Origin of the sequence: Pseudomonas sp. GOM7 (assembly GCF_026723825.1) — a bacterium.
GTDB lineage: Bacteria > Pseudomonadota > Gammaproteobacteria > Pseudomonadales > Pseudomonadaceae > Aquipseudomonas.
Genome location: NZ_CP113519.1, coordinates 925,623 through 944,118, shown reverse-complemented (window position 1 = coordinate 944,118; position 18,496 = coordinate 925,623). Strand labels below are relative to the sequence as shown.

General features: G+C 65.1%; 16 protein-coding genes. 6 read left to right on the top strand and 10 right to left on the bottom strand.

Going from position 1 to position 18,496, the window contains the following annotated elements; all coding sequences use genetic code 11:
- Positions 1 to 179: 179 nt before the first annotated feature.
- The 8 genes from OU800_RS04250 to OU800_RS04215 all read right to left on the bottom strand — a co-directional run bounded on the left by OU800_RS04250 (position 180) and on the right by OU800_RS04215 (position 7,467).
- The gene (locus OU800_RS04250; RefSeq protein ID WP_268181443.1) at positions 180 to 2,282 is read right to left on the bottom strand and encodes a TonB-dependent copper receptor; all 2,103 of its coding nucleotides are present in this window, start codon (positions 2,280 to 2,282) and stop codon (positions 180 to 182) included.
- 59 nt (positions 2,283 to 2,341) lie between these two features.
- Positions 2,342 to 2,716, bottom strand: coding sequence for a DUF2946 domain-containing protein (locus tag OU800_RS04245; RefSeq protein WP_268181441.1), 375 nt, complete (start codon positions 2,714 to 2,716; stop codon positions 2,342 to 2,344).
- A 283-nt stretch (positions 2,717 to 2,999) separates the two neighbouring features.
- Positions 3,000 to 3,548: a putative natural product biosynthesis protein gene (locus OU800_RS04240; protein WP_268181440.1), complete on the bottom strand. Its 549-nt coding sequence runs from the start codon at positions 3,546 to 3,548 to the stop codon at positions 3,000 to 3,002.
- 70 nt (positions 3,549 to 3,618) lie between these two features.
- On the bottom strand, positions 3,619 to 3,993 hold the full coding sequence (locus tag OU800_RS04235; protein WP_268181438.1) for a DUF2946 family protein: 375 nt from the start codon (positions 3,991 to 3,993) through the stop codon (positions 3,619 to 3,621).
- A complete protein-coding gene (locus OU800_RS04230) occupies positions 3,993 to 4,487 on the bottom strand; it encodes a copper chaperone PCu(A)C (protein WP_268181436.1) in 495 nt (164 codons plus the stop codon). The genes OU800_RS04235 and OU800_RS04230 overlap by 1 nt, the downstream gene beginning before the upstream one ends.
- An 88-nt stretch (positions 4,488 to 4,575) precedes the next feature.
- A complete protein-coding gene (locus tag OU800_RS04225) occupies positions 4,576 to 6,003 on the bottom strand; it encodes a PepSY-associated TM helix domain-containing protein (RefSeq protein WP_268181435.1) in 1,428 nt (475 codons plus the stop codon).
- Between the two features lie 75 nt (positions 6,004 to 6,078).
- Positions 6,079 to 6,465 (bottom strand): DUF2946 domain-containing protein, encoded by a 387-nt coding sequence (locus tag OU800_RS04220; protein WP_268181434.1) that lies wholly within the window; start codon positions 6,463 to 6,465, stop codon positions 6,079 to 6,081.
- Positions 6,466 to 6,546: 81 nt separating this feature from the next.
- Entirely contained in the window at positions 6,547 to 7,467 is a 921-nt protein-coding gene (locus tag OU800_RS04215; RefSeq protein WP_268181432.1) for a LysR family transcriptional regulator, read from the bottom strand.
- A 125-nt stretch (positions 7,468 to 7,592) separates the two neighbouring features.
- Here OU800_RS04215 and OU800_RS04210 point away from each other — a divergent pair, with 125 nt between their 5' ends.
- Together OU800_RS04210 and OU800_RS04205 are read left to right on the top strand one after the other, a co-directional pair.
- Positions 7,593 to 8,609: a zinc-binding alcohol dehydrogenase family protein gene (locus OU800_RS04210; RefSeq protein WP_268181430.1), complete on the top strand. Its 1,017-nt coding sequence runs from the start codon at positions 7,593 to 7,595 to the stop codon at positions 8,607 to 8,609.
- A gap of 208 nt (positions 8,610 to 8,817) precedes the next feature.
- Positions 8,818 to 9,000, top strand: a complete 183-nt coding sequence (locus tag OU800_RS04205; protein ID WP_268181428.1) for a hypothetical protein — start codon at positions 8,818 to 8,820, stop codon at positions 8,998 to 9,000.
- On the opposite strand, the gene OU800_RS04200 is transcribed toward OU800_RS04205, so the two are convergent.
- On the bottom strand, positions 8,997 to 9,632 hold the full coding sequence (locus OU800_RS04200) for a TetR family transcriptional regulator (RefSeq protein WP_268181426.1): 636 nt from the start codon (positions 9,630 to 9,632) through the stop codon (positions 8,997 to 8,999). The two genes, OU800_RS04205 and OU800_RS04200, sit on opposite strands and share 4 nt — an antisense overlap.
- A gap of 174 nt (positions 9,633 to 9,806) precedes the next feature.
- Between OU800_RS04200 and OU800_RS04195 the strand changes: the two genes are divergently transcribed.
- Genes OU800_RS04195 through adeC form a run of 3 tightly spaced genes read left to right on the top strand, consistent with a single transcriptional unit; the run spans position 9,807 to position 15,544 of the window.
- On the top strand, positions 9,807 to 10,955 hold the full coding sequence (locus OU800_RS04195; protein ID WP_268181424.1) for an efflux RND transporter periplasmic adaptor subunit: 1,149 nt from the start codon (positions 9,807 to 9,809) through the stop codon (positions 10,953 to 10,955).
- Positions 10,956 to 10,970: 15 nt separating this feature from the next.
- Complete coding sequence (locus tag OU800_RS04190) at positions 10,971 to 14,114, top strand: efflux RND transporter permease subunit (protein ID WP_268181422.1); 3,144 nt, start codon at positions 10,971 to 10,973, stop codon at positions 14,112 to 14,114.
- Positions 14,111 to 15,544, top strand: coding sequence for an AdeC/AdeK/OprM family multidrug efflux complex outer membrane factor (gene adeC, locus OU800_RS04185; protein WP_268181420.1), 1,434 nt, complete (start codon positions 14,111 to 14,113; stop codon positions 15,542 to 15,544). The genes OU800_RS04190 and adeC overlap by 4 nt, the downstream gene beginning before the upstream one ends.
- Positions 15,545 to 16,534: 990 nt before the next feature.
- Here the strand turns inward: adeC and OU800_RS04180 are convergent.
- On the bottom strand, positions 16,535 to 17,704 hold the full coding sequence (locus OU800_RS04180) for a Bcr/CflA family multidrug efflux MFS transporter (protein WP_268181418.1): 1,170 nt from the start codon (positions 17,702 to 17,704) through the stop codon (positions 16,535 to 16,537).
- A gap of 170 nt (positions 17,705 to 17,874) precedes the next feature.
- On the opposite strand from OU800_RS04180, the gene OU800_RS04175 reads away from it, so the two are divergent.
- Positions 17,875 to 18,495, top strand: coding sequence for a TetR family transcriptional regulator (locus OU800_RS04175; RefSeq protein WP_268181416.1), 621 nt, complete (start codon positions 17,875 to 17,877; stop codon positions 18,493 to 18,495).
- Position 18,496: the final 1 nt, after the last annotated feature.

Below are 18,496 nucleotides of genomic sequence, written 5' to 3'. Positions count from 1 at the left end.
AGTCCTCTTCGGTGCAGGGGTAAGTGTGTCTGCGGGGGCTACTTTCACGCAGAAACCTTAACGCTGTATTAGCCCCCCGCAAGATCGTAGCCCGGATACAATCCGGGAAGGTCGGCAGAGATCCCCTCTCCCCCAGCCCCTCTCCCATGAATGGGAGAGGGGGCAACAGCACTGAAGCCTCAGAAATCGAAGTCCACCTTGACCCAGAGCGTGCGGCCCGGCTCGTCGATGCGCGTGTCGGCGGGGAAGCCGAAACCGGCGTCGCCAGCCAGGTTGAGGTGCTCGGCGTAGTTCTTGTCGAGCAGGTTATCCACACCGGCGCTGAGCTTGACCTGCTGGCTGACACGATAGGCGCCATTGAGCGACAGCACACCGAAGCCGGCGCTGTCGCCGAAGTCCTGGCCCACCACGTTGCCCCGGCCTGCGGCGATGCGGCCCTGGTCGTCGACCACACGCCACAACGCGCCGACGCTCCAATCGTCGCGCGCATAGGTCAGGCCGAGGCGTGCTTCCAGCGGCGGCATCTGCGGCAGTGCTTCTCCGTCCGAGCTGTTCTTGCCCCAGGCGTAGGCCAGGGTCGCATCGGCCTTCCAGTTGGAGGTGAAGGCATAGGCCACACCCAGCTCGCCGCCCATGATGCGCGCGTCGACGTTGTCGGCCTGGGTATTCATGCCACGGTAGTCGAACAGGATGTAGTCGCGGATCTGCCCGGCATAGGCCGAAGCCCAGGCCTGCAGCTTGTCGTCCTGGTACTGGATACCGATATCGAGCTGGGTGGTCTTCTCCGGCTCGATGCCATCGAAGGCGTTATCCGCGCCAGCCGGGCCATTCAGGCCGGCGGAAAACAGCTCCCAGTAATCGGGGAAGCGCTGTACATGACCGAGGCCGGCATAGAGGGTGGTCGGCGAGCCGGCCAGGTCATGCTCGTAGCGCACGAAGCCGCTGGGCAGGGTGTCAGCGCGGGTTTCACCTGCCGTCGGATTGGGCCGGGCCATGCCCATCATGCTGCGAAGGCTAGTCCGGTAATCCTTGGCCGAAGCACGATCCAGCCGCGCACCGGAAACCAGTCGATCACGCTCGGCCAGGCTCCAGGTGGCTTCGGCGAACAGGCCGTAGTTGTGCATCACGGCGTCCTTGACCCAGGGGAAACGGTCGGCATCGGTATAACCGCTCATCATGCTGAAGGTGGAACGGCGGGCACGGTGCTCGCTGCGCTGGGCATCGAGGCCGGTAATCAGTTCGAGGTCGTCCCACCGCCAGGTAGCGGCCAGGCGCGTGCCAAGAGTACGACGGTCAACCTGCGAGGCCATGGGCATGGCCATCATGCTGGTCGGGTTCGGCACGCGCAGGCGGAAGTTGTCCATGATGTGGTCGGCGTAGTTGTAGTAGACCTTGGCCTCGAGCTTATCCAGCACACCGCCGAGGTTGCTGCGCTCGATACGCAGGCCAAGGCTTTCGCGCTTGAACTGGGTGCCATCCATGCCACGCCCGGCATAACGCGCCTCACCATCACCGCGCCCAGCCGTGAGTTCGACCAGGGTGTCGGCATCCGGCGTCCAGCCCAGGGCCACGTCGCCGTTCCACTTGTTCCAGCGCGAGGCGATGGTGTCGCCGTCACCGTTGGCGTAATCGTCGGACTGCGAGCGATTACCCATCACCCGCAAGTAGCCCTGCTCGCTGCCGACAGCGCCGTCGATCAGACGGTCGAAGCGCCCGTTGGAGCCCGCCAGCACGCTGGCATGCAGGCGCGCGCCCAACTCACCGAAATGCTCCGGTTCACGCTCGAAACGCACCACACCAGCCGAAGCGCCTGGGCCCCAGATCACCGTCTGCGGGCCCTTGGTGACGGTCAGCAGATCGAAGGTTTCCGGCGCGATGTAGGAGCTGGGCGCGTCCATCCGTCCGGGGCAGGCGCCGATCATCTGCCCGCCATCGGTGAGCAGCAGCAGGCGCGAACCGAACAGGCCACGCAGCACCGGGTCGCTGTTGCTGCCACCGCTGCGGATGGCGGAGAAGCCGGGAATGGTCTTGAGGTAATCGGCCGCATCGCTGGCCGGCACCGGCTGGCGCGCCTCCTTGGGATCGGCCACCACGGTCAGCGGCGAGGCCTGCTGCACGGCGGTGATCACGGTGGGCGGCAGCTCGGCGTCATCGGCCATGACGGGCGCGACGGAGCACAGACCGCAGGCCATGGCGAAGGCCTGGCGCCAGCGCAGGCGACGAGTGGACAGGGCGAAACGCAACGATGCGGAGCCTTGGCTCCGAATAGCAGGAACGAACATGGCAATACCTGAAAGTTGGCAGTTGTTATAGAGGTGAGCCAGGCCACGAAGGCCGTCTTTCAGGTGCGCGGGGAGGCTCTGGGGTTCAGCGAAGGCCAGCGATGACGATGAGGTAGCTTGAAAAACACCCTGGGCAACGGGCGAATGGTTTCGCGATTCAGCAAGCCGAACAACCCGAAGAAGGCCACCAGCAGAATCGCGCTGAAGCTGGAGGCGATGGCGCAGCCGCCGCTGCCGAACAGCGCCAGCGGCACGCTGCCGGAGCCATCGAGATCGGCGCCCGCGCCGAAGTTGCCGTCGAAAGCGCAATACTGCGCCCCCAGCCCGCTGAGCTGCATCCCGGCCATCTGCCCATGGCTGATCGCACAGGCAAGCGCTGCGAACAGGACGCTGAAATACAGCAGCCAGGCTGTCGAGCGACGTGGTGGACGCATCAGAGCCAGCCATCCTTTTTAACCACAGCCAGCGACGGATGATGCAAAAGCGGCATGCAAGCACTCCAACAACGAGAACAGGCCCTCTCCCGAGAGAGAGGGCCTTTGTCGCGAACGCTTCGAGCCTAACCGTGGATGGCCGACATGACGCCCTTTCCAACCCGAAGCAGGGTCATCCTAGAAAAGGCCCGCACAGGCGCACAATTGCGACAAGCTGCCACGCCAGCCACACAAACTTCATGCGTACCGGCCTGCTGACGGGCCTGCGGCGGAAGGTCGCACATCACTCGGCAATGCGCAGCCAAAGATGGAAACCCGCCACACCGGCACGGCTCAGCGGCGACCAGGCGAAGTCGAAACGCGCCGGTGGCAGCACCTGGACGTCCTCATCCAGCGCCATTTCCAGACTTTTCCAGTCGATCAGCGTCAGCGGCCGCACGCTGCAGGCCAGGAGGATGCCCTGAGCCAGGCTGGTGTCGCTGGTGACCCAGCGGGCGGCAGCCGCCGATAGCAGGCTCTCCACCTGTTCGGAGGTGACGCGGGGCGCGTAGTCGGAGGCCAGCAGCCAGCGACAGAGGCTGATGTGCAAGGTCCAGTCCTGCGCCGGCTGGTGGCGGTAAGCCCAGGTCATGAAACGGCGAAACAGGGTCAACCCTTCCGGCGGGTCGAGCTTGAGCAGTTCGGGGCACAGGTCATAGAGCAGGTGCCAGTAGGGCAACAGCCTGGCATCCAGGGCGATGAAGGAACGGGCATTGCTCGGATAATCGGGAAACAGCGACTCGCCAGGTGCACGCCGACGCGGCGACATGGCCTTGAGATGAGATGAACGCATGGTTCAGCCTCCTGTTCATGTTCAGCCTCGCCAGGCGAGGCGACTGGAGCTCGACAAGCTCCGCCAGAGGTCATCCGGCGAACAGCGGCGGTGCACGTGATTGTGCCGTGGGCAGGCGCGGAGCAGGCGGCGCCTGCCAACGCAATGTGGGCGGCGTGGCCTGCTGTACGGCCAGGGCGAACAACGCCCAATCCAGACTGCCCAGCGCGGGGCTGTGGATCAGCAGCGAACAGTAGGCGCAGGCGTCGAGCACGAATGCCTTCGGCACGGCCAGCGCAGGCGCATGCGTCTGCACGGGGCCATCGTGGCAGGCCAGTTCAGCCAACCATGACCAGTCCCGCGGTTCGGCGCGTAGCTGCGAAGCCAGCGGCGCCAGGGCGATCAGAACGAGTGCCAGGAGCCCGAGCCGGGCGCCGAGCAATCGCCTGCGAGCCGTGAAGGTCATCAGTGCTTGTGCGCGTCTTCGCCGTGCTCCATGCCGTGCTCATGTCCGGCTGGAGCCTCCTTCTGCACCGCCACTTCCACCTCCACCTTGCCGGCCTTCTCGAAGTTCAGGGTCAGCGGGAAGCGCTCACCGGCCTTGGCCTGCTGCTTCAGGTCGAAGAGCATGACGTGGTAGCCCATGGGCTCGAACTTGACCTCGCCACCGGCGGGGATGACCACGTCCTGCACCTGCTGCATCTTCATCACGCCACCGGCATGCAGATGCTCGTGCAACTCGGCCTTGCCCGCCACCGGACTGCTGGCGCCGAGCAGGCGATCGGCTTCGCTGCCCTTGTTGTGGATGACGAAGTAGGCGGCAGCGGTCGGCGCCACCGGCGGCATCTCGCGCGACCAGGGGTGGTCGATATGCAGTTGGCCGACTTCGTATTCATGCGCCTGGGCCAGCAGTGCCGGCAGCAGCAGAGTGAGGCCGAGCAGGGTTTTCTTCAGGGTCATGGATCTATCTCCTTGGTTGAACGAGTTGTAGCACTACCAGCTTCGATGGCTGCCAGCGCAATCTGCTGCGTGAGAAGCGCAAAGCGCGTCATGCCTGGGCCACTCGCCACGGACGCAGACGTGGCAGCAACCAATCCACTGCCCAGACCAGCAGCAGCGAGGCGCCGACCAGGGGGAAGAGCGCACCGAGCACGATCATCACGCCGATGGCGGTCTTCCAGCGCGGCAGGTCATGGCGCAGCGGCGGCACGCCGAAGCGGCCAGCCGGGCGGCGCTTCCACCACAGCACCAGGCCACTGACCGAGCTGAACAGGATCAGCAGGCAGATCGCCGCCATCAGCAACTGGTTGGGCAGGCCGAACATGCGCCCTTCATGGATCATCGCGCCGCTTTCCACGGCCTTGGCGACCGCGCCGTAATGCTGCCAGCGCACGTCGGCGAGCACCTCGCCGCTGTACTGATCGATATGCAGGGTGGCGTCGTTGCGTGGGTCGCTGGCGAACAGCGCGACGGTGTACACGCCCTGCTCGCCCGTGGGCAGGGTGATGCTGTAACCGGGCTGCACGCCGCGCGCCTCGGCGGTGTCGACCACCTGTTGCAGCAACCGGCCAGACTCGGCCGAGGCCGCATGCCCCGGCTGCTCGCCATGGCCTTGGTGATCGCCATGCCCCTGGTGGGCGGCGTGGGCATCGGAAGCCGGCAGCGGCGCCGTTTCCACCGCCCAGGCCACGGTCTGCCGGGCGCTGTGGTTGAGGCTGCCAGTCAGTTGCCCGGACTTGGGCACCTCGTTCCACATGGCGTCGGGGAACTGGTTCCAGACGGCTGCGAACTGCTTGCCCCAGAAGCCAGTCCAGGCCATGCCGGTCATCAGCATCAACAGCAGGATGGCGCTGCCCCAGAAGCCGGTCACCGCATGCAGGTCGCGCCACCACAGGCGCCCACGCGCGCTCAGGCGCGGCCAGAGAATACCTGCGCCGCTGCGCCCGCGCGGCCACCACAGGTACAGGCCGGAAATCACCAGGACGATGCCCCAGCCCGCCGCCAGCTCGATCAGGCGGTCACCGAGAGTACCGATCAGCAGGTCACCGTGCAGCTTGCGCGTCGCCGCCTGCAGGTTCCACAGGGCATCCTGCGTACCGAGCACGGTGCCGCGATAGGGGTCGAGGAACAGATTGAGGTCGCGACCATCCTGGGTGATGACGAACTGCGCACTGCGATCGGCGGCCACCGGCGGCAGGTACTGCTTGATCGCCGCCTGCGGGTAGATCTCGCGCAGGCGCGCCAGTTGCTGGTCGGCACTCAGGCGCTGCTCGGCCACCGGCACCTGCAGCAGGTCGGCGTACATCAGGTTGTCGAGCTGCGGTTTGAACAGGTAGATCAACCCAGTGAGCGACAGCAGGACGAGGAACGGGATGACGAACAACCCGGCATAGAAGTGCCAGCGCCACGCCAGGTTGTAGAACGAAGGTTGCGGGCGCACGGCTGCACCTGCGGGGGTGTCGAAACGCGACGACATGAAGCATCTCCCAAGTCGGCTGCCAGCGAGCAGACGACGACTGCATGATGGAAAGCCCTGTACAGGGCACGAGGATCAGGCAGTCAGCGGGGAGGCGCGAGGGTTGGCCGGGGGCCAGCGATAGCGGGTAAGGCGGGGAATGTGCAGCGTCGGCAGGGGCCGTGCGCTGTCACTGGCGAGCAGGCCCAGCAGGCCGAAGAAGGCGGCAAGGATGACGGCGCTGAACAGGCTGCCCAGAACGCAGCCGGTGCCGGTCGCCGGGTTCGGCGGGACGATGCCGGAGCCATCGAGATCGGCACCGGCGCCGAAGTTGCCGTCGAAGGAACAGTACTGGCCGTCCAGACCGCTGAGCTGCATGCCGGCCATCTGCCCGTGACTGATGGCGCAGACGAACGCACTGAAGAGGATGCTGAAGTACAGCATCCAGGCAGTCAGTGAGCGGTGTGTGCGGGCCAGTTTCATGGGCGCGACTCTAAACAGAGGGTAGCGGCGCGGCACTGCGGTAGATTGCCGCAGCCGTTCGAGGCGAGAGTCTAGCAGAGCTCAGACGCCCCGCCACGGCGCGTCCGCCAGCAACACCTCGCAGCGGCTCTGCAGGAACTGACGCAACAGATGCACCGCCTTGCTCAACTGCGCCCGGTGAGCGCAGACCAGATACAGCGGCGTCGGCTCGCCAAGCCAGTCCGGCAGCAGTACCTGCAGGCGCCCGGCGCCTACGTCCTCGGCCACGTCCAGCCAGGATTTGTACACCAGCCCCTGCCCCGCCACGGCCCAGCGCCGGGTGACGTCGGCGTCGTCACTGACGCGGTTGCCGGTAGCCGTCACCAGCAGCTCGCGCCTGCCCTGGCTGAAGCGCCAGCGCTCGTGTACCCGACCATGCAGCATGTACAGCAGGCAGTTGTGCGCGGCCACCTCTTCCACCGTGCGCGGCGAGCCATGCCGAGCCAGATAGGCCGGTGCCGCACAGAGCACACGGCGGTTGTCCGCCGCCACCGGCAGGGCCACCAGGCTGGAGTCCTCCGGCGCGCCATAGCGCAGGGCGATGTCCACCGGCTCGCGAAACAGATCGGCCATGCGGTCGGCCAACAGCAAGCGCAGGTGCAGTTGTGGGTGAATGCCCTGAAAGGCATCGAGCCATTGCAGCAGGGTGTTGCGGCCGAAATCAGAGGGTGCCGAGAGTTGCAGCACACCGCGAATGCCCTCCTGACTGCCGGCCAGTTGCTGGCGCCCCTGCTCCAGGCTCTGCAGTGCCTGGCGAGCGTGCCCCAGGTACTGCTCGCCCTCCGGGGTCAGGCGCAGGCTGCGCGTCGAGCGTACCAGCAGGCGCACCTGCAGTTGCTGCTCCAGGCGCTTGAGTGCGGCGCTGGCCACGGCGGGCGACACGTCCAGCAGGCGCGCAGCGGCGGAAAGGCTGCCGGCTTCGGCGGTGCGGACGAAGAGTTGCAGATCATCGAGACGCAGCATGGCGGCAGCACTTTCAAAAAAAAGATGAAAGAGACTCTATCAAGTGCGGCTTTTTCTCGTCATCCAATTGAAAGAGCATGACGGCTCCCGTTCAACGAATTGGCAGCATGCCAGGAGCAAGCCCCATGAAAGCCATCGCCTATTACCAGTCCCTGCCAGCCGACCATCCCGAGGCTCTGCAGGACGTGCAACTGCCCGAGCCCACGCCTGGCCCGCGCGATCTGCTGGTGGAGGTGCGCGCCATCTCGGTGAACCCGGTCGACACCAAGATCCGCCGCAACGTCGCCCCCGAGCCTGGCACGGCCAAGGTGCTGGGCTGGGATGTCGCCGGTGTGGTCAAGGCGGTGGGCAGCGCGGTCAGCCTGTTCCAGCCGGGTGACCCGGTGTTCTATGCCGGCGCCCTGGATCGTGCCGGCGCCAACAGCGAACTGCACCTGGTCGACGAGCGCATCGTCGGCAAGATGCCGCAGAGCCTGTCCTTCGCCGAAGCCGCCGCCCTGCCGCTGACCGCGATCACCGCCTGGGAGCTGCTGTTCGAGCGCCTGCAGGTTGGCGAAGGCAGCGCCAGCGCCGGCCAGAGCCTGCTGATCGTCGGTGCCGCCGGCGGCGTCGGCTCGATCCTCACGCAACTGGCGCGACGCCTGACCGGCCTGACCGTGATCGGTACCGCCTCGCGCCCGCAGACCCAGGCCTGGGTGCGAGAGCTGGGCGCGCACCATGTGATCGATCACAGCAAGCCGCTGAGCGAGGAACTGGCGCGCATCGGCATCGGCCAGGTCACCCATGTGGCCAGTCTGACCCAGACCGATCAGCACTTCGACCAGCTCATCGAAGCCCTGCAGCCCCAGGGGCAGCTGGCCCTGATCGACGATCCGCTGCAGCCGCTGGACGTGATGAAGCTCAAGCGCAAGAGCCTGTCGCTGCACTGGGAGCTGATGTTCACCCGCTCGCTATACCAGACCGCCGACATGATCGAGCAGCATCGCTTGCTGCAACGGGTAGCCGAACTGGTGGATGGTGGCGTGCTGAAAACCACCCTGGGCGAGCACTTCGGTCGTATCGATGCCGCCAACCTGCGCCGCGCCCACGCCCTGCTGGAAAGTGGCTCGGCCAAGGGCAAGATCGTGCTCGAAGGTTTTTGAGCCCAGCCATCGCCGGGGCTGCCCAGAGTAAAGGTTCAGATTTTCCGACGAACGGCAAATACCTTGCCAGGTCTGCATTCCAGACCACCGAACGATGCCCGTTACATTGCGATTTGATTCATGTCAGTAAAGGGTCATGCAGGAGTTCTACCATGAAGGCTCTGCCCACAGATGTCGGTGTTCCGTCTCACTTCGGGAGGTAGCTAGCATGAAGATCGTCGTTCAGCAGCGTAACCAGGGCGGCGAAAGCCGTTGGCAGGTATCACTGGATAAGCAGTGCGTGAGCTTTCGTAGCGAAGCGCAGGCCAGAGAGTTCGTCAGTACGTTGGAAAGCCGACTGCGCGCGCCGCATGTGCTCCCACAGGAGCCCGAGCAGCGCCAAGCCAGCTAATTGGGACGGCGCAGTGCCGGACTGCTGCGCAGCATATCCAAGGCCGTATCGACCATTGCCGCCGCTTGCGCGGCCAGGTCGTATTTGGGCGCCAGTATCCAGTTGGCTTCGATACCGGCGATGAAGGCATGCAGGCAGACGGCGGCGCGTGGGCAATCCAGTTGCGCCGGTAGCTGACCTTTGGCCACTGCGTTGGCGAGAGCCTTGGCGATACGCTGATCGCTCTCGCCGCACAGTGCGCGCATGCGTTCACGCAGCCCCAGCAGTTCGCCGGTGTACTCGCATTTGTAACGCAGGATGTCGTGAATGCGCTGGGTCTGAGGATCCTGTGCCAGGCGCGTGAGCACCTGGATCAACAGCTCGCGCATGCAGCCGAGCGGGTTGGGTTCGTCCTCGCTTTCGCTGGCTCGCGCCAGTTCCTCCAGCGGCAGGCGCATGCGTTCGAGCATGGCCTGAAACAGGTCTATCTTGTTCTCGAAGTACCAATAGATGGCGCCTCGGCTGACGCCGGCCTCCTTGGCCACCTCGGCCAGCGTCGCCCGCGAAACGCCCTGAGCATGGAACACATGCTCGGCGGCATCGAGTATCTGCACGCGTGTCGCTTCTGCTTCCTGCTTGGTTCGCCTGGCCATCTGCCACCTTTGTTACGCCTTCGATGAAACCTGCCCCGAGGGGGGCGGTCGAGAGTATGAAGGCAGTTTCGGGCATTTACAAACATTCACGCACGTAAGTATATTTGCCCATCTTTTTTCACCCTTCTCTTCGCCCTTCGGGCATCGATATCAACCAGAACGAGGTTCCTGCAGATGCACACGAAGCCAGCCTTCGCCGTCTTGGTTTCCGCCGTTGCTCTGTCCCTGCTCGGCCTGACCGGCTGCAAGGAAGACAGCGCGCCGCCCGCCCAACAGACGCCTCAGGTGGGCGTGGTGACGCTCAAGGCCGAACCCTTTGCCCTGACCACCCAGGTTCCCGGTCGAACCACGGCCTATCGCATCGCCGAGGTGCGCCCGCAGGTGAATGGCATCATCCAGAAGCGCCTGTTCACCGAAGGCAGCGAAGTCAAGGCCGGCCAGCAGCTCTATCAGATCGACCCAGCCACTTACGAAGCCGCCTATGAGAGCGCCCGGGCCACGCAGATTTCCGCCAGTGCCCTGGCCGACCGCTACAAGTTGCTGGTGGCCGACAAGGCCGTGAGCCAGCAGGCCTATGACGAGGCGCGCGCCTCGGCCCTGCAGGCCCAGGCCGCGCTGGATCGCGCACGCATCGACCTGCGCTATACCAAGGTGCTGGCGCCGATCAGCGGGCGCATCGGCCGCTCCGCTGTGACCGAAGGCGCTCTGGTCACCAGCGGCCAGACCATGGCCATGGCCACCATCCAGCAATTCGATCCGATCTATGTCGACGTCACCCAGTCGAGCAAGGAGCTGCTGAGCCTGCGCAGCGACCTGGCCGCTGGTCGCCTGCAGAAGGTCGGTGACAACGCCGCCAAGGTGCAGCTTGTCCTGGAGGATGGTAGCCACTATGCCCATGAAGGCACCCTTGAATTCTCCGAGGTGGCCGTGGACGAAGGCACCGGCTCGGTGACCCTGCGCGCCGTGTTCCCCAACCCGGATCATCTGCTGCTGCCGGGCATGTTCGTGCATGCCGAACTGCAGGCCGGTATCAAGCAGCAGGCCATTCTCGCTCCGCAACAAGGTGTGACCCGCAATCAGCGTGGCGAGCCGACCGCCATGGTGGTAAACGCCGAGAACAAGGTGGAGCAGCGTGTGCTCAAGGCCAGCCGCACCGTCGGCAGTGCCTGGCTGGTGGAGGACGGCCTGCAGGATGGTGACCGCCTGATCACCGAGGGCTTGCAGTTCGTCCAGCCCGGCGCCGAGGTCAAGGCGGTTCCGGCCGGCAACGTCAAGGCCGAGCAACCGGCAAAAGCCACCGAGCAAGACAACGGCCAGGGCTGAACGGAGAGACGCTGAATGTCCAGATTCTTTATCGACCGGCCCATCTTCGCCTGGGTGATCGCACTGGTGATCATGCTGGCCGGTGGCCTGTCCATCCTCACCTTGCCGATCAACCAGTACCCGAGTATCGCGCCGCCCGCCGTCAGCATCCAGGTCAGCTACCCGGGCGCCTCGGCGCAGACGGTGCAGGACACCGTGGTGCAGGTGATCGAGCAGCAGCTCAACGGTATCGACGGCCTGCGCTACGTCAGCTCGGCGAGCAACTCCGACGGCAGCATGGAAATCATCGTGACCTTCGAGCAGGGGGTCAATCCGGACATCGCCCAGGTGCAGGTGCAGAACAAGCTGCAACTGGCCACCCCCTTGTTGCCGCAGGAAGTGCAGCAGCAGGGCATCCGCGTGACCAAGGCGGTGAAGAACTTCCTCATGGTGATCGGGGTGGTTTCCACCGACGGCAGCATGACCCGCGAAGACCTGTCGGACTACATCGTCTCCAACCTGCAGGATCCGATCTCGCGCGCCAAGGGTGTGGGCGACTTCCAGGTGTTCGGCGCGCAATATGCCATGCGTATCTGGCTCGACCCGGCCAAGCTCAACAGCTTCCAGCTCACCCCGGTGGACGTGAAGAGTGCCATCCAGGCGCAGAACGTGCAGATTTCCTCCGGTCAGTTCGGTGGTCTGCCGGCCGCGCCGGGCAATCAGCTCAACGCCACCATCATCGGCAAGACCCGCCTGCAGACCCCGGAAGAGTTCCGCAAGATCCTCCTCAAGGTGCAACCCGATGGCTCCCAGGTGCGCCTGGGTGACGTGGCCAAGGTGGAGCTGGGTGGCGAGAACTACTCGATCAACGCCCAGTTCAACGGCCTGCCGGCCTCCGGTCTGGCGATCAAGCTGGCCACCGGGGCCAACGCCCTGGACACCGCCAAGGCGGTGCGCGCGACCATCGACGACCTCAAGCCGTTTTTCCCGGCCGGTATGGAGGTGGTCTTCCCCTATGACACCACGCCGGTGATCTCGGCCTCCATCGAAGGGGTGGTGCACACCCTGTTCGAGGCTATCGTGCTGGTGTTCCTGGTGATGTTCCTGTTCCTGCAGAACCTGCGGGCGACCATCATTCCCACCCTGGCGGTGCCAGTGGTGCTGCTGGGCACCTTCGGCGTGTTGGCGGCATTCGGTTTCTCCATCAATACCCTGACCATGTTCGCCATGGTGTTGGCCATCGGCTTGCTGGTGGACGACGCCATCGTGGTGGTGGAGAACGTCGAGCGGGTGATGCGCGAGGACGGCCTGTCACCCAAGGAGGCGACGCGCAAGTCCATGGGGCAGATTCAGGGCGCGCTGGTGGGCATCGCCCTGGTGCTGTCGGCGGTGTTCCTGCCGATGGCCTTCTTCAGCGGCTCCACGGGGGTGATCTACCGGCAGTTCTCCATCACCATCGTCTCGGCCATGGCCTTGTCGGTGCTGGTGGCACTGATCTTCACCCCGGCGCTGTGCGCCACCCTGCTCAAACCCATCGACGGCGAACACCACGAAGCCAAGGGCGGCTTCTTCGGCTGGTTCAACCGCAACTTCGACCGCACCAGCGACGCCTACCGACGTGGCGTCAGCGGCATGCTCAAGCGCAAGGCGCCGTATCTGCTGCTGTACCTGGTGATCGTCGGCATCATGATCTGGATGTTCACCCGCATTCCCACCTCCTTCCTCCCCGAGGAAGATCAGGGCGTGCTGTTCGCCCAGGTGCAGACGCCGGCAGGCTCCAGTGCCGAGCGCACCCAGGTGGTGGTGGACAAGATGCGCAAATACCTGCTGGAAGACGAGGCGAGTACGGTGAAATCGGTGTTCACCGTCACCGGCTTCAACTTCGCCGGTCGCGGCCAGAGTTCGGGCATGGCCTTCATCATGCTCAAGCCCTGGGGCGAGCGTCCCGGCGCGGAGAACGGCGTCGCGGCACTGGCTCAGCGCGCGCAGATGCACTTCTTCAGCTTCCGTGACGCCATGGTCTTCGCCTTCGCCCCACCGGCAGTGATGGAGCTGGGTAACGCCACCGGTTTCAACCTGTTCCTGCAGGATCAGGCCGGGGTCGGCCACGAAGTGATGAACCAGGCGCGCGACAAGTTCCTCAAGCTGGCCAACCAGAACCCCGTGCTCAGCCAGGTGCGCGCCAATGGCCTGCGTGACGAACCTCAGTACCAGTTGCTGATCGACGACGAGCGCGCCCGCGCCCTCGGCCTGTCGCTGGCGGACATCAACAGCACCCTGTCGATCGGCTGGGGCGCCAGCTACGTCAACGATTTCATCGACCGTGGCCGGGTGAAGAAGGTGTATCTGCAAGGCATCGCCGATTCGCGCATGGCCCCGGAAGACCTGAACAAGTGGTACGTGCGCAACGACCAGGGACAGATGGTGCCGTTCAGCGCCTTCGCCAGCGGCGAGTGGATCTACGGCCCGCCCAAGCTGGCGCGCTACAACGGCGTGTCGGCGGTAGAGATTCTCGGTGCTCCGGCCCCCGGCTACAGCACCGGCGATGCCATGGCGGCAGTCGAGGAAATCGCCAAGCAACTGCCGGAAGGCGTCGGCTACGCCTGGACGGGGCTGTCCTACGAGGAACGCCTGGCCGGTTCGCAGAAAACCGCGCTGTTCGCCATCTCCATCCTGGTGGTGTTCCTCTGTCTGGCGGCGTTGTACGAGAGCTGGTCGATTCCCTTCGCGGTGATCTTCACCGTGCCGCTGGGGATCATCGGTGCCTTGCTGTTCACCGAGTTGCGCAGCCTGTCCAACGACGTGTTCTTCCAGGTCGGTCTGCTCACCACCATCGGCCTGTCGGCGCGTAACGCCATCCTCATCGTCGAGTTCGCCAAGGCACAGTACGAGAAAGGCCTGACCCTGACAGAGGCGGCCATCGAAGCCTGCCGCATGCGTCTGCGCCCGATCGTGATGACCTCGCTGGCCTTCATCCTCGGCTGTCTGCCCCTGGCCATCGCCAGCGGTGCTGGCGCCGGCAGCAAGCACGCCATCGGCACCGGGGTGATCGGCGGTATGCTCAGCGCCCTGGTGCTGGCGATCTTCTGGATTCCGCTGTTCTACGTGGCCATCTGCTCGCTGTTCGAGCGCAAGAAAAACCAGTCGACCGGCGAACCTGACAAGGAGGCACTGCAATGAGGCAGTCCCTGTTATCCCTGGCCGTAGCCACTGCCCTGCTCAGCGGCTGCAGCCTGATTCCCGACTACCAGCGCCCCGAGGCACCGGTGGCGGCGGACTGGCCGCAGGGCGAGGCCTACGGCGACGCGGCGCGCGAAGGCAGCGTGGCGGCAGCCGACCTGCAATGGCAGGCCTTCTTCCGTGACCCGGCGCTGCGCCAGCTAGTGCAGACGGCGCTGGAGAACAACCGCGACCTGCGCGTCGCCGCGCTCAACGTGGAGGCCTATCAGGCGCTGTACCGCATCCAGCGCGCCGACCTGCTGCCCTCGGTATCCGCCGATGGCGCCGGCACGCGCCAGCGCCTGCCGGCCGACCTGAGCCAGACCGGGCAGGCCCGCACCAGCGGCCAGTACAGTGCCACCCTGGGCATCAATGCCTGGGAGCTGGACTTCTTTGGCCGCCTGCGAAGCCTCAGCGAACAGGCCCTGCAGCAATACCTGGCCACCGAGCAGGCAGCGCGCAGCACGCAGATCAGCCTGGTCGCCAGCGTGGCCAGCGCCTACCTGCAGTGGCAGGCGGATCAGTCCCTGCTCGAGCTGACCCAGGACACCCTGCAAACCTACGAAGCCAGCTACCAGCTGACCCAACGCAGCTTCGACGTCGGCGTCTCCGATGCCCTGGCCCTGAGCCAGGCCCGTAGCGCGGTGGACAGCGCCCGGGTCAGCCTGGCGCAGTACCAGCGCCGCGTCGCGCAGGATCGCAACGCGCTGATCCAGCTACTGGGCACCGGCCTGCCGAACGACCTGCCGCAAGGTCTGAAGCTGGACAAGCAAATACTGGAAAGCGTACCGGCCGGGCTGCCCTCCGACCTGCTGCAGCGTCGCCCCGACCTGCTGCAGGCCGAGTACCAGCTCAAGGCGGCCAACGCCAACATCGGCGCGGCGCGCGCGGCGTTCTTCCCCAGCGTCAGCCTGACCGCCAACGCTGGCACCGCCAGCCGCGAGCTGTCCGGCCTGTTCGACGCAGGCTCCGGCACCTGGCTGTTCCAGCCGCAGATCAACCTGCCAATCTTCAACGCCGGCCGCCTGCGCGCCAACCTCGACTATGCCGAGCTGCAGAAGGACATCCAGGTCGCCCAGTACGAGAAGGCCATCCAGACCGCCTTCCAGGAAGTCGCCGACCGCCTGGCCGCTCGCACCACCTACCGTGAACAGCTCGAGGCTCAGCGTACCTTGCTGGATACCACCGAGACCTACTACGAACTGGCCGAGCGGCGTTATCGCACCGGCGTGGACAGCTACCTGACCCTGCTCGATGCCCAGCGCCAGTTATTCAGCATTCGCCAGCAACTGATCAGCGACCGCCTGGCGCAACTGACCAGCGAAGTGGAGCTGTACAAGGCACTGGGTGGTGGCTGGAACGGCGACGAGGTGACCGCCACGCAGAATTGATCGCGCGTACCCCGCATCAAGGACGGTTCATCCTCACGCGCCGCCCCCACCCTGTTGGTGGGGGCGTTTTTTGGGTTCTGTGCGGATGTCGGCAGGTCAACTGGTTCGCCCTGCTGGGCTTGATACTGGACTGGCAATGCGGTTGGTTTTTTGCGGTGTCTGTTCCGCATTGCCGCGTTTTTGTTGATGTTTTTGGTTTCGCCCTCCCGGGCGAGTCACTTTGCGGGCAAAGTAACCAAAACCTCCGCCCGGTCATCCGGCCCTGGCTGCGCCAGGGTTCGCTCACTCCATCGCCGCTCCAGAGGCCCGCCACGGTGGGCCATCCCTGGCCCATCGTGGCTCTCGGCTTTGGCATCCTGCGTCGCTCTACCTCCTGCATCCATGCAGTCGTCGCGACATCCATGTCGCTCAACCTCTTCCACGACGACTCCGTTCGCCCTCCTGGGCGGGCCCTGCACGCGCCTGAACCCTAGGTAACCCAGAATTAGCGCGGAGTTTTGAGTACAGGGTCAGCCTTAGGGCTGACCTAAATGCCGGCTGCAAGCCGGCAAGCTACCTACGCGAATGAAACTATCGGTGTAATTCGACAGCCAAATCGCGGCTCCACAGCTACCAGAGCACGCCGGGCATGCCCGGAACCGATGTACGTTCAGGCGCGCGAATGCCCCCTTCAGGAGGGTGAGTGGAATCGTTGCGTAGAGGGGCGAGCGGCATGGATGCCGCGAGAGGCTTAAAGGGCCAGGGATGGCCCTTGTAAGCCGACCCTCGGAGCAGCGATGGAGCGAACGAACCCCGGCGCAGCCGGGGCCGGATGTCGGGGGTGCGTTTCTTTTGCTTACTTTTCTTTGCGCTGGGCGGCATTCCGATTTCAAAGAAAAGTGAGTCGCCCGAGGGGGCGAAACCCGGAATATCTGAAAACACCCAATGCGGAGTCCAGAACACCAACACAAGCCACAAACTTGCCAGCCCGGTATCCCCCCCCTTCGCCCCTCACACCACAAAACGCCTGCAACGCCAGGCAAAAGCGCACGCCACCAGACTACATAGTGCAATCACCAACGCCATCGGCACCGCCGACCCATCATGCAGGTAGGCCACCAGCGCCGAAGCCCCGGCCGCCACACTGAACTGCAGGCTGCCGAGCAACCCCGACGCACTGCCGGCATGGCGCGCCTGCCCGGCCATGGCACAAGCCGTGGCATTGGGCAGCACGCAGCCCAGGCTGGCCACGCAGACGAACAACGGCACCATCAACACCCACAGGTTCGCCGGCTGCCAGAGCGCCAGGGCCAGCAGCGTCAGCGCGCTGAGCAGATACACCAGCGCCATGCGCCGCAACCAGGGCGCCGGGCCGCCACGCCGTACCAGGCGCGCATTGACCTGTGCCATCAGCACGAAACCCGCCGCATTGCTGCCGAACAGCCAACCATAGTGCTCGGCCGGCACACCATACAGTTCGATGAAGACAAAGGGCGAGCCGGCGATATAGGCGAACATCCCCGCCATCGCCACGCCACCAGCCAGGCTGTAGCCCATGAAGGGCCGGTTGCGCAGCAACGCCCAGTACTGGCCGAACGCGCCGCTCAAGGGGGCCGGCTGCACCTGCGCTGAGCGCGTCTCCGGCAGCCAGAGCAACACGGCCAGCAGGCACAGCCCGGCAAACAGCGCCAGGCTGTAGAAGATCGACGGCCAGCCCAGGGTACCCAGCAGCAGACCACCGCCCAGCGGCGCCAGGATCGGCGCCAGGCCCATCACCAGCACCAGTTGCGAGAACACCTTGGCCGAGGCCAGCGGATCGCACAGATCACGCACCACGGCGCGGGTGATGACCATGCCGGCACAACCGCCCAGGGCCTGCACGAAGCGTGCGCCGATCAACCACTCCAGGCTAGGTGCCAAGGCACAGGCCAGCGAGGCCAGAGCAAACAGCGTGACCCCGACCAGCAAGGGCACACGCCGCCCGAAACGGTCGGCCAGCGGCCCGTAGAACAGTTGCCCGAGGGAAATCCCGATGAAGTAGGCCGCCAGCGATAGCTGCACGTGCTCCACATCGGTGGCGAACTGCCGCGCCAAGGTCGGGAAGCTGGGCAGGTAGAAGTCGATGGCCAGAGGGCCGAAGGCACAGAGAGCGCCCAGGATGAGCAGAATTCGCAGCGACATGATGATCCAGATCTTTTATTAGCCGGCTAATCATCTCACTGCCATAGCCCACGATAAACCCTGGCGCCCTCGATCTGACGAATACCTGGGGATTCAGCCTTACTGTGGCTGCCTGCCACCCAGGCAAAATCGGTACACTGGCCCCATCCGAAATGACCTTCCCGGCCCTCATGCGCAGAACCAAAGAAGATGCGGAGAAGACCCGCATAGCCATTCTCAACGCCGCCGAGCAGTTGTTCCTCGAGCGCGGCGTGGCCCATACCAGCCTCGAGCAGATCGCTCGGGAGGCCGGCGTGACCCGTGGCGCTGTGTACTGGCACTTCCAGAACAAGGCGCACCTGTTCCACGAAATGCTCAACCAGGTGCGCCTGCCGCTGGAGCCGCTGGCCGAACAACTGGCGGCGGTCGATGGCATGGCCTCGCTGCAACTGCTGCGCGACCTGTGCGTGGAAGCCATGGCCAACCTGGTGTTCGACGAGAAGCGCCGGCGCATCCTCACCGTGCTGCTGCGCCGCTGCGAATTCACCGAGGAGCTGCGTGAAGCCGAAGAACGCCACGAAGCCTTCGTCAATCAGTTCATCGATCTGTGCGAACAGCAGTTCGCCCTGCCAGCAGTGCAGGCGCAACTGCGCCCGGGCATTACCCCGCGCCTGGCCTCACGCGCCCTGCACGCCATGCTGGTGGGGCTGTTCAGCGACTGGCTGCGCGACCCCACACTGTTCGACGCGCAGCACGACACCCCGGCCATTTTCGACAGTTGCCTGCGCGGCCTGCTGCTGAACTGGCCCTGAC

What these genes read in the sequence shown, in the direction of transcription:
- OU800_RS04250 (WP_268181443.1), bottom strand. Translation starts at nt 2,282, where the DNA reads ATGTTCGTTCCTGCTATTCGGAGCCAAGGCTCCGCATCGTTGCGTTTC.
- OU800_RS04245 (WP_268181441.1), bottom strand. Translation starts at nt 2,716, where the DNA reads ATGCGTCCACCACGTCGCTCGACAGCCTGGCTGCTGTATTTCAGCGTC.
- OU800_RS04240 (WP_268181440.1), bottom strand. Translation starts at nt 3,548, where the DNA reads ATGCGTTCATCTCATCTCAAGGCCATGTCGCCGCGTCGGCGTGCACCT.
- OU800_RS04235 (WP_268181438.1), bottom strand. Translation starts at nt 3,993, where the DNA reads ATGACCTTCACGGCTCGCAGGCGATTGCTCGGCGCCCGGCTCGGGCTC.
- OU800_RS04230 (WP_268181436.1), bottom strand. Translation starts at nt 4,487, where the DNA reads ATGACCCTGAAGAAAACCCTGCTCGGCCTCACTCTGCTGCTGCCGGCA.
- OU800_RS04225 (WP_268181435.1), bottom strand. Translation starts at nt 6,003, where the DNA reads ATGTCGTCGCGTTTCGACACCCCCGCAGGTGCAGCCGTGCGCCCGCAA.
- OU800_RS04220 (WP_268181434.1), bottom strand. Translation starts at nt 6,465, where the DNA reads ATGAAACTGGCCCGCACACACCGCTCACTGACTGCCTGGATGCTGTAC.
- OU800_RS04215 (WP_268181432.1), bottom strand. Translation starts at nt 7,467, where the DNA reads ATGCTGCGTCTCGATGATCTGCAACTCTTCGTCCGCACCGCCGAAGCC.
- OU800_RS04210 (WP_268181430.1), top strand. Translation starts at nt 7,593, where the DNA reads ATGAAAGCCATCGCCTATTACCAGTCCCTGCCAGCCGACCATCCCGAG.
- OU800_RS04205 (WP_268181428.1), top strand. Translation starts at nt 8,818, where the DNA reads ATGAAGATCGTCGTTCAGCAGCGTAACCAGGGCGGCGAAAGCCGTTGG.
- OU800_RS04200 (WP_268181426.1), bottom strand. Translation starts at nt 9,632, where the DNA reads ATGGCCAGGCGAACCAAGCAGGAAGCAGAAGCGACACGCGTGCAGATA.
- OU800_RS04195 (WP_268181424.1), top strand. Translation starts at nt 9,807, where the DNA reads ATGCACACGAAGCCAGCCTTCGCCGTCTTGGTTTCCGCCGTTGCTCTG.
- OU800_RS04190 (WP_268181422.1), top strand. Translation starts at nt 10,971, where the DNA reads ATGTCCAGATTCTTTATCGACCGGCCCATCTTCGCCTGGGTGATCGCA.
- adeC (WP_268181420.1), top strand. Translation starts at nt 14,111, where the DNA reads ATGAGGCAGTCCCTGTTATCCCTGGCCGTAGCCACTGCCCTGCTCAGC.
- OU800_RS04180 (WP_268181418.1), bottom strand. Translation starts at nt 17,704, where the DNA reads ATGTCGCTGCGAATTCTGCTCATCCTGGGCGCTCTCTGTGCCTTCGGC.
- OU800_RS04175 (WP_268181416.1), top strand. Translation starts at nt 17,875, where the DNA reads ATGCGCAGAACCAAAGAAGATGCGGAGAAGACCCGCATAGCCATTCTC.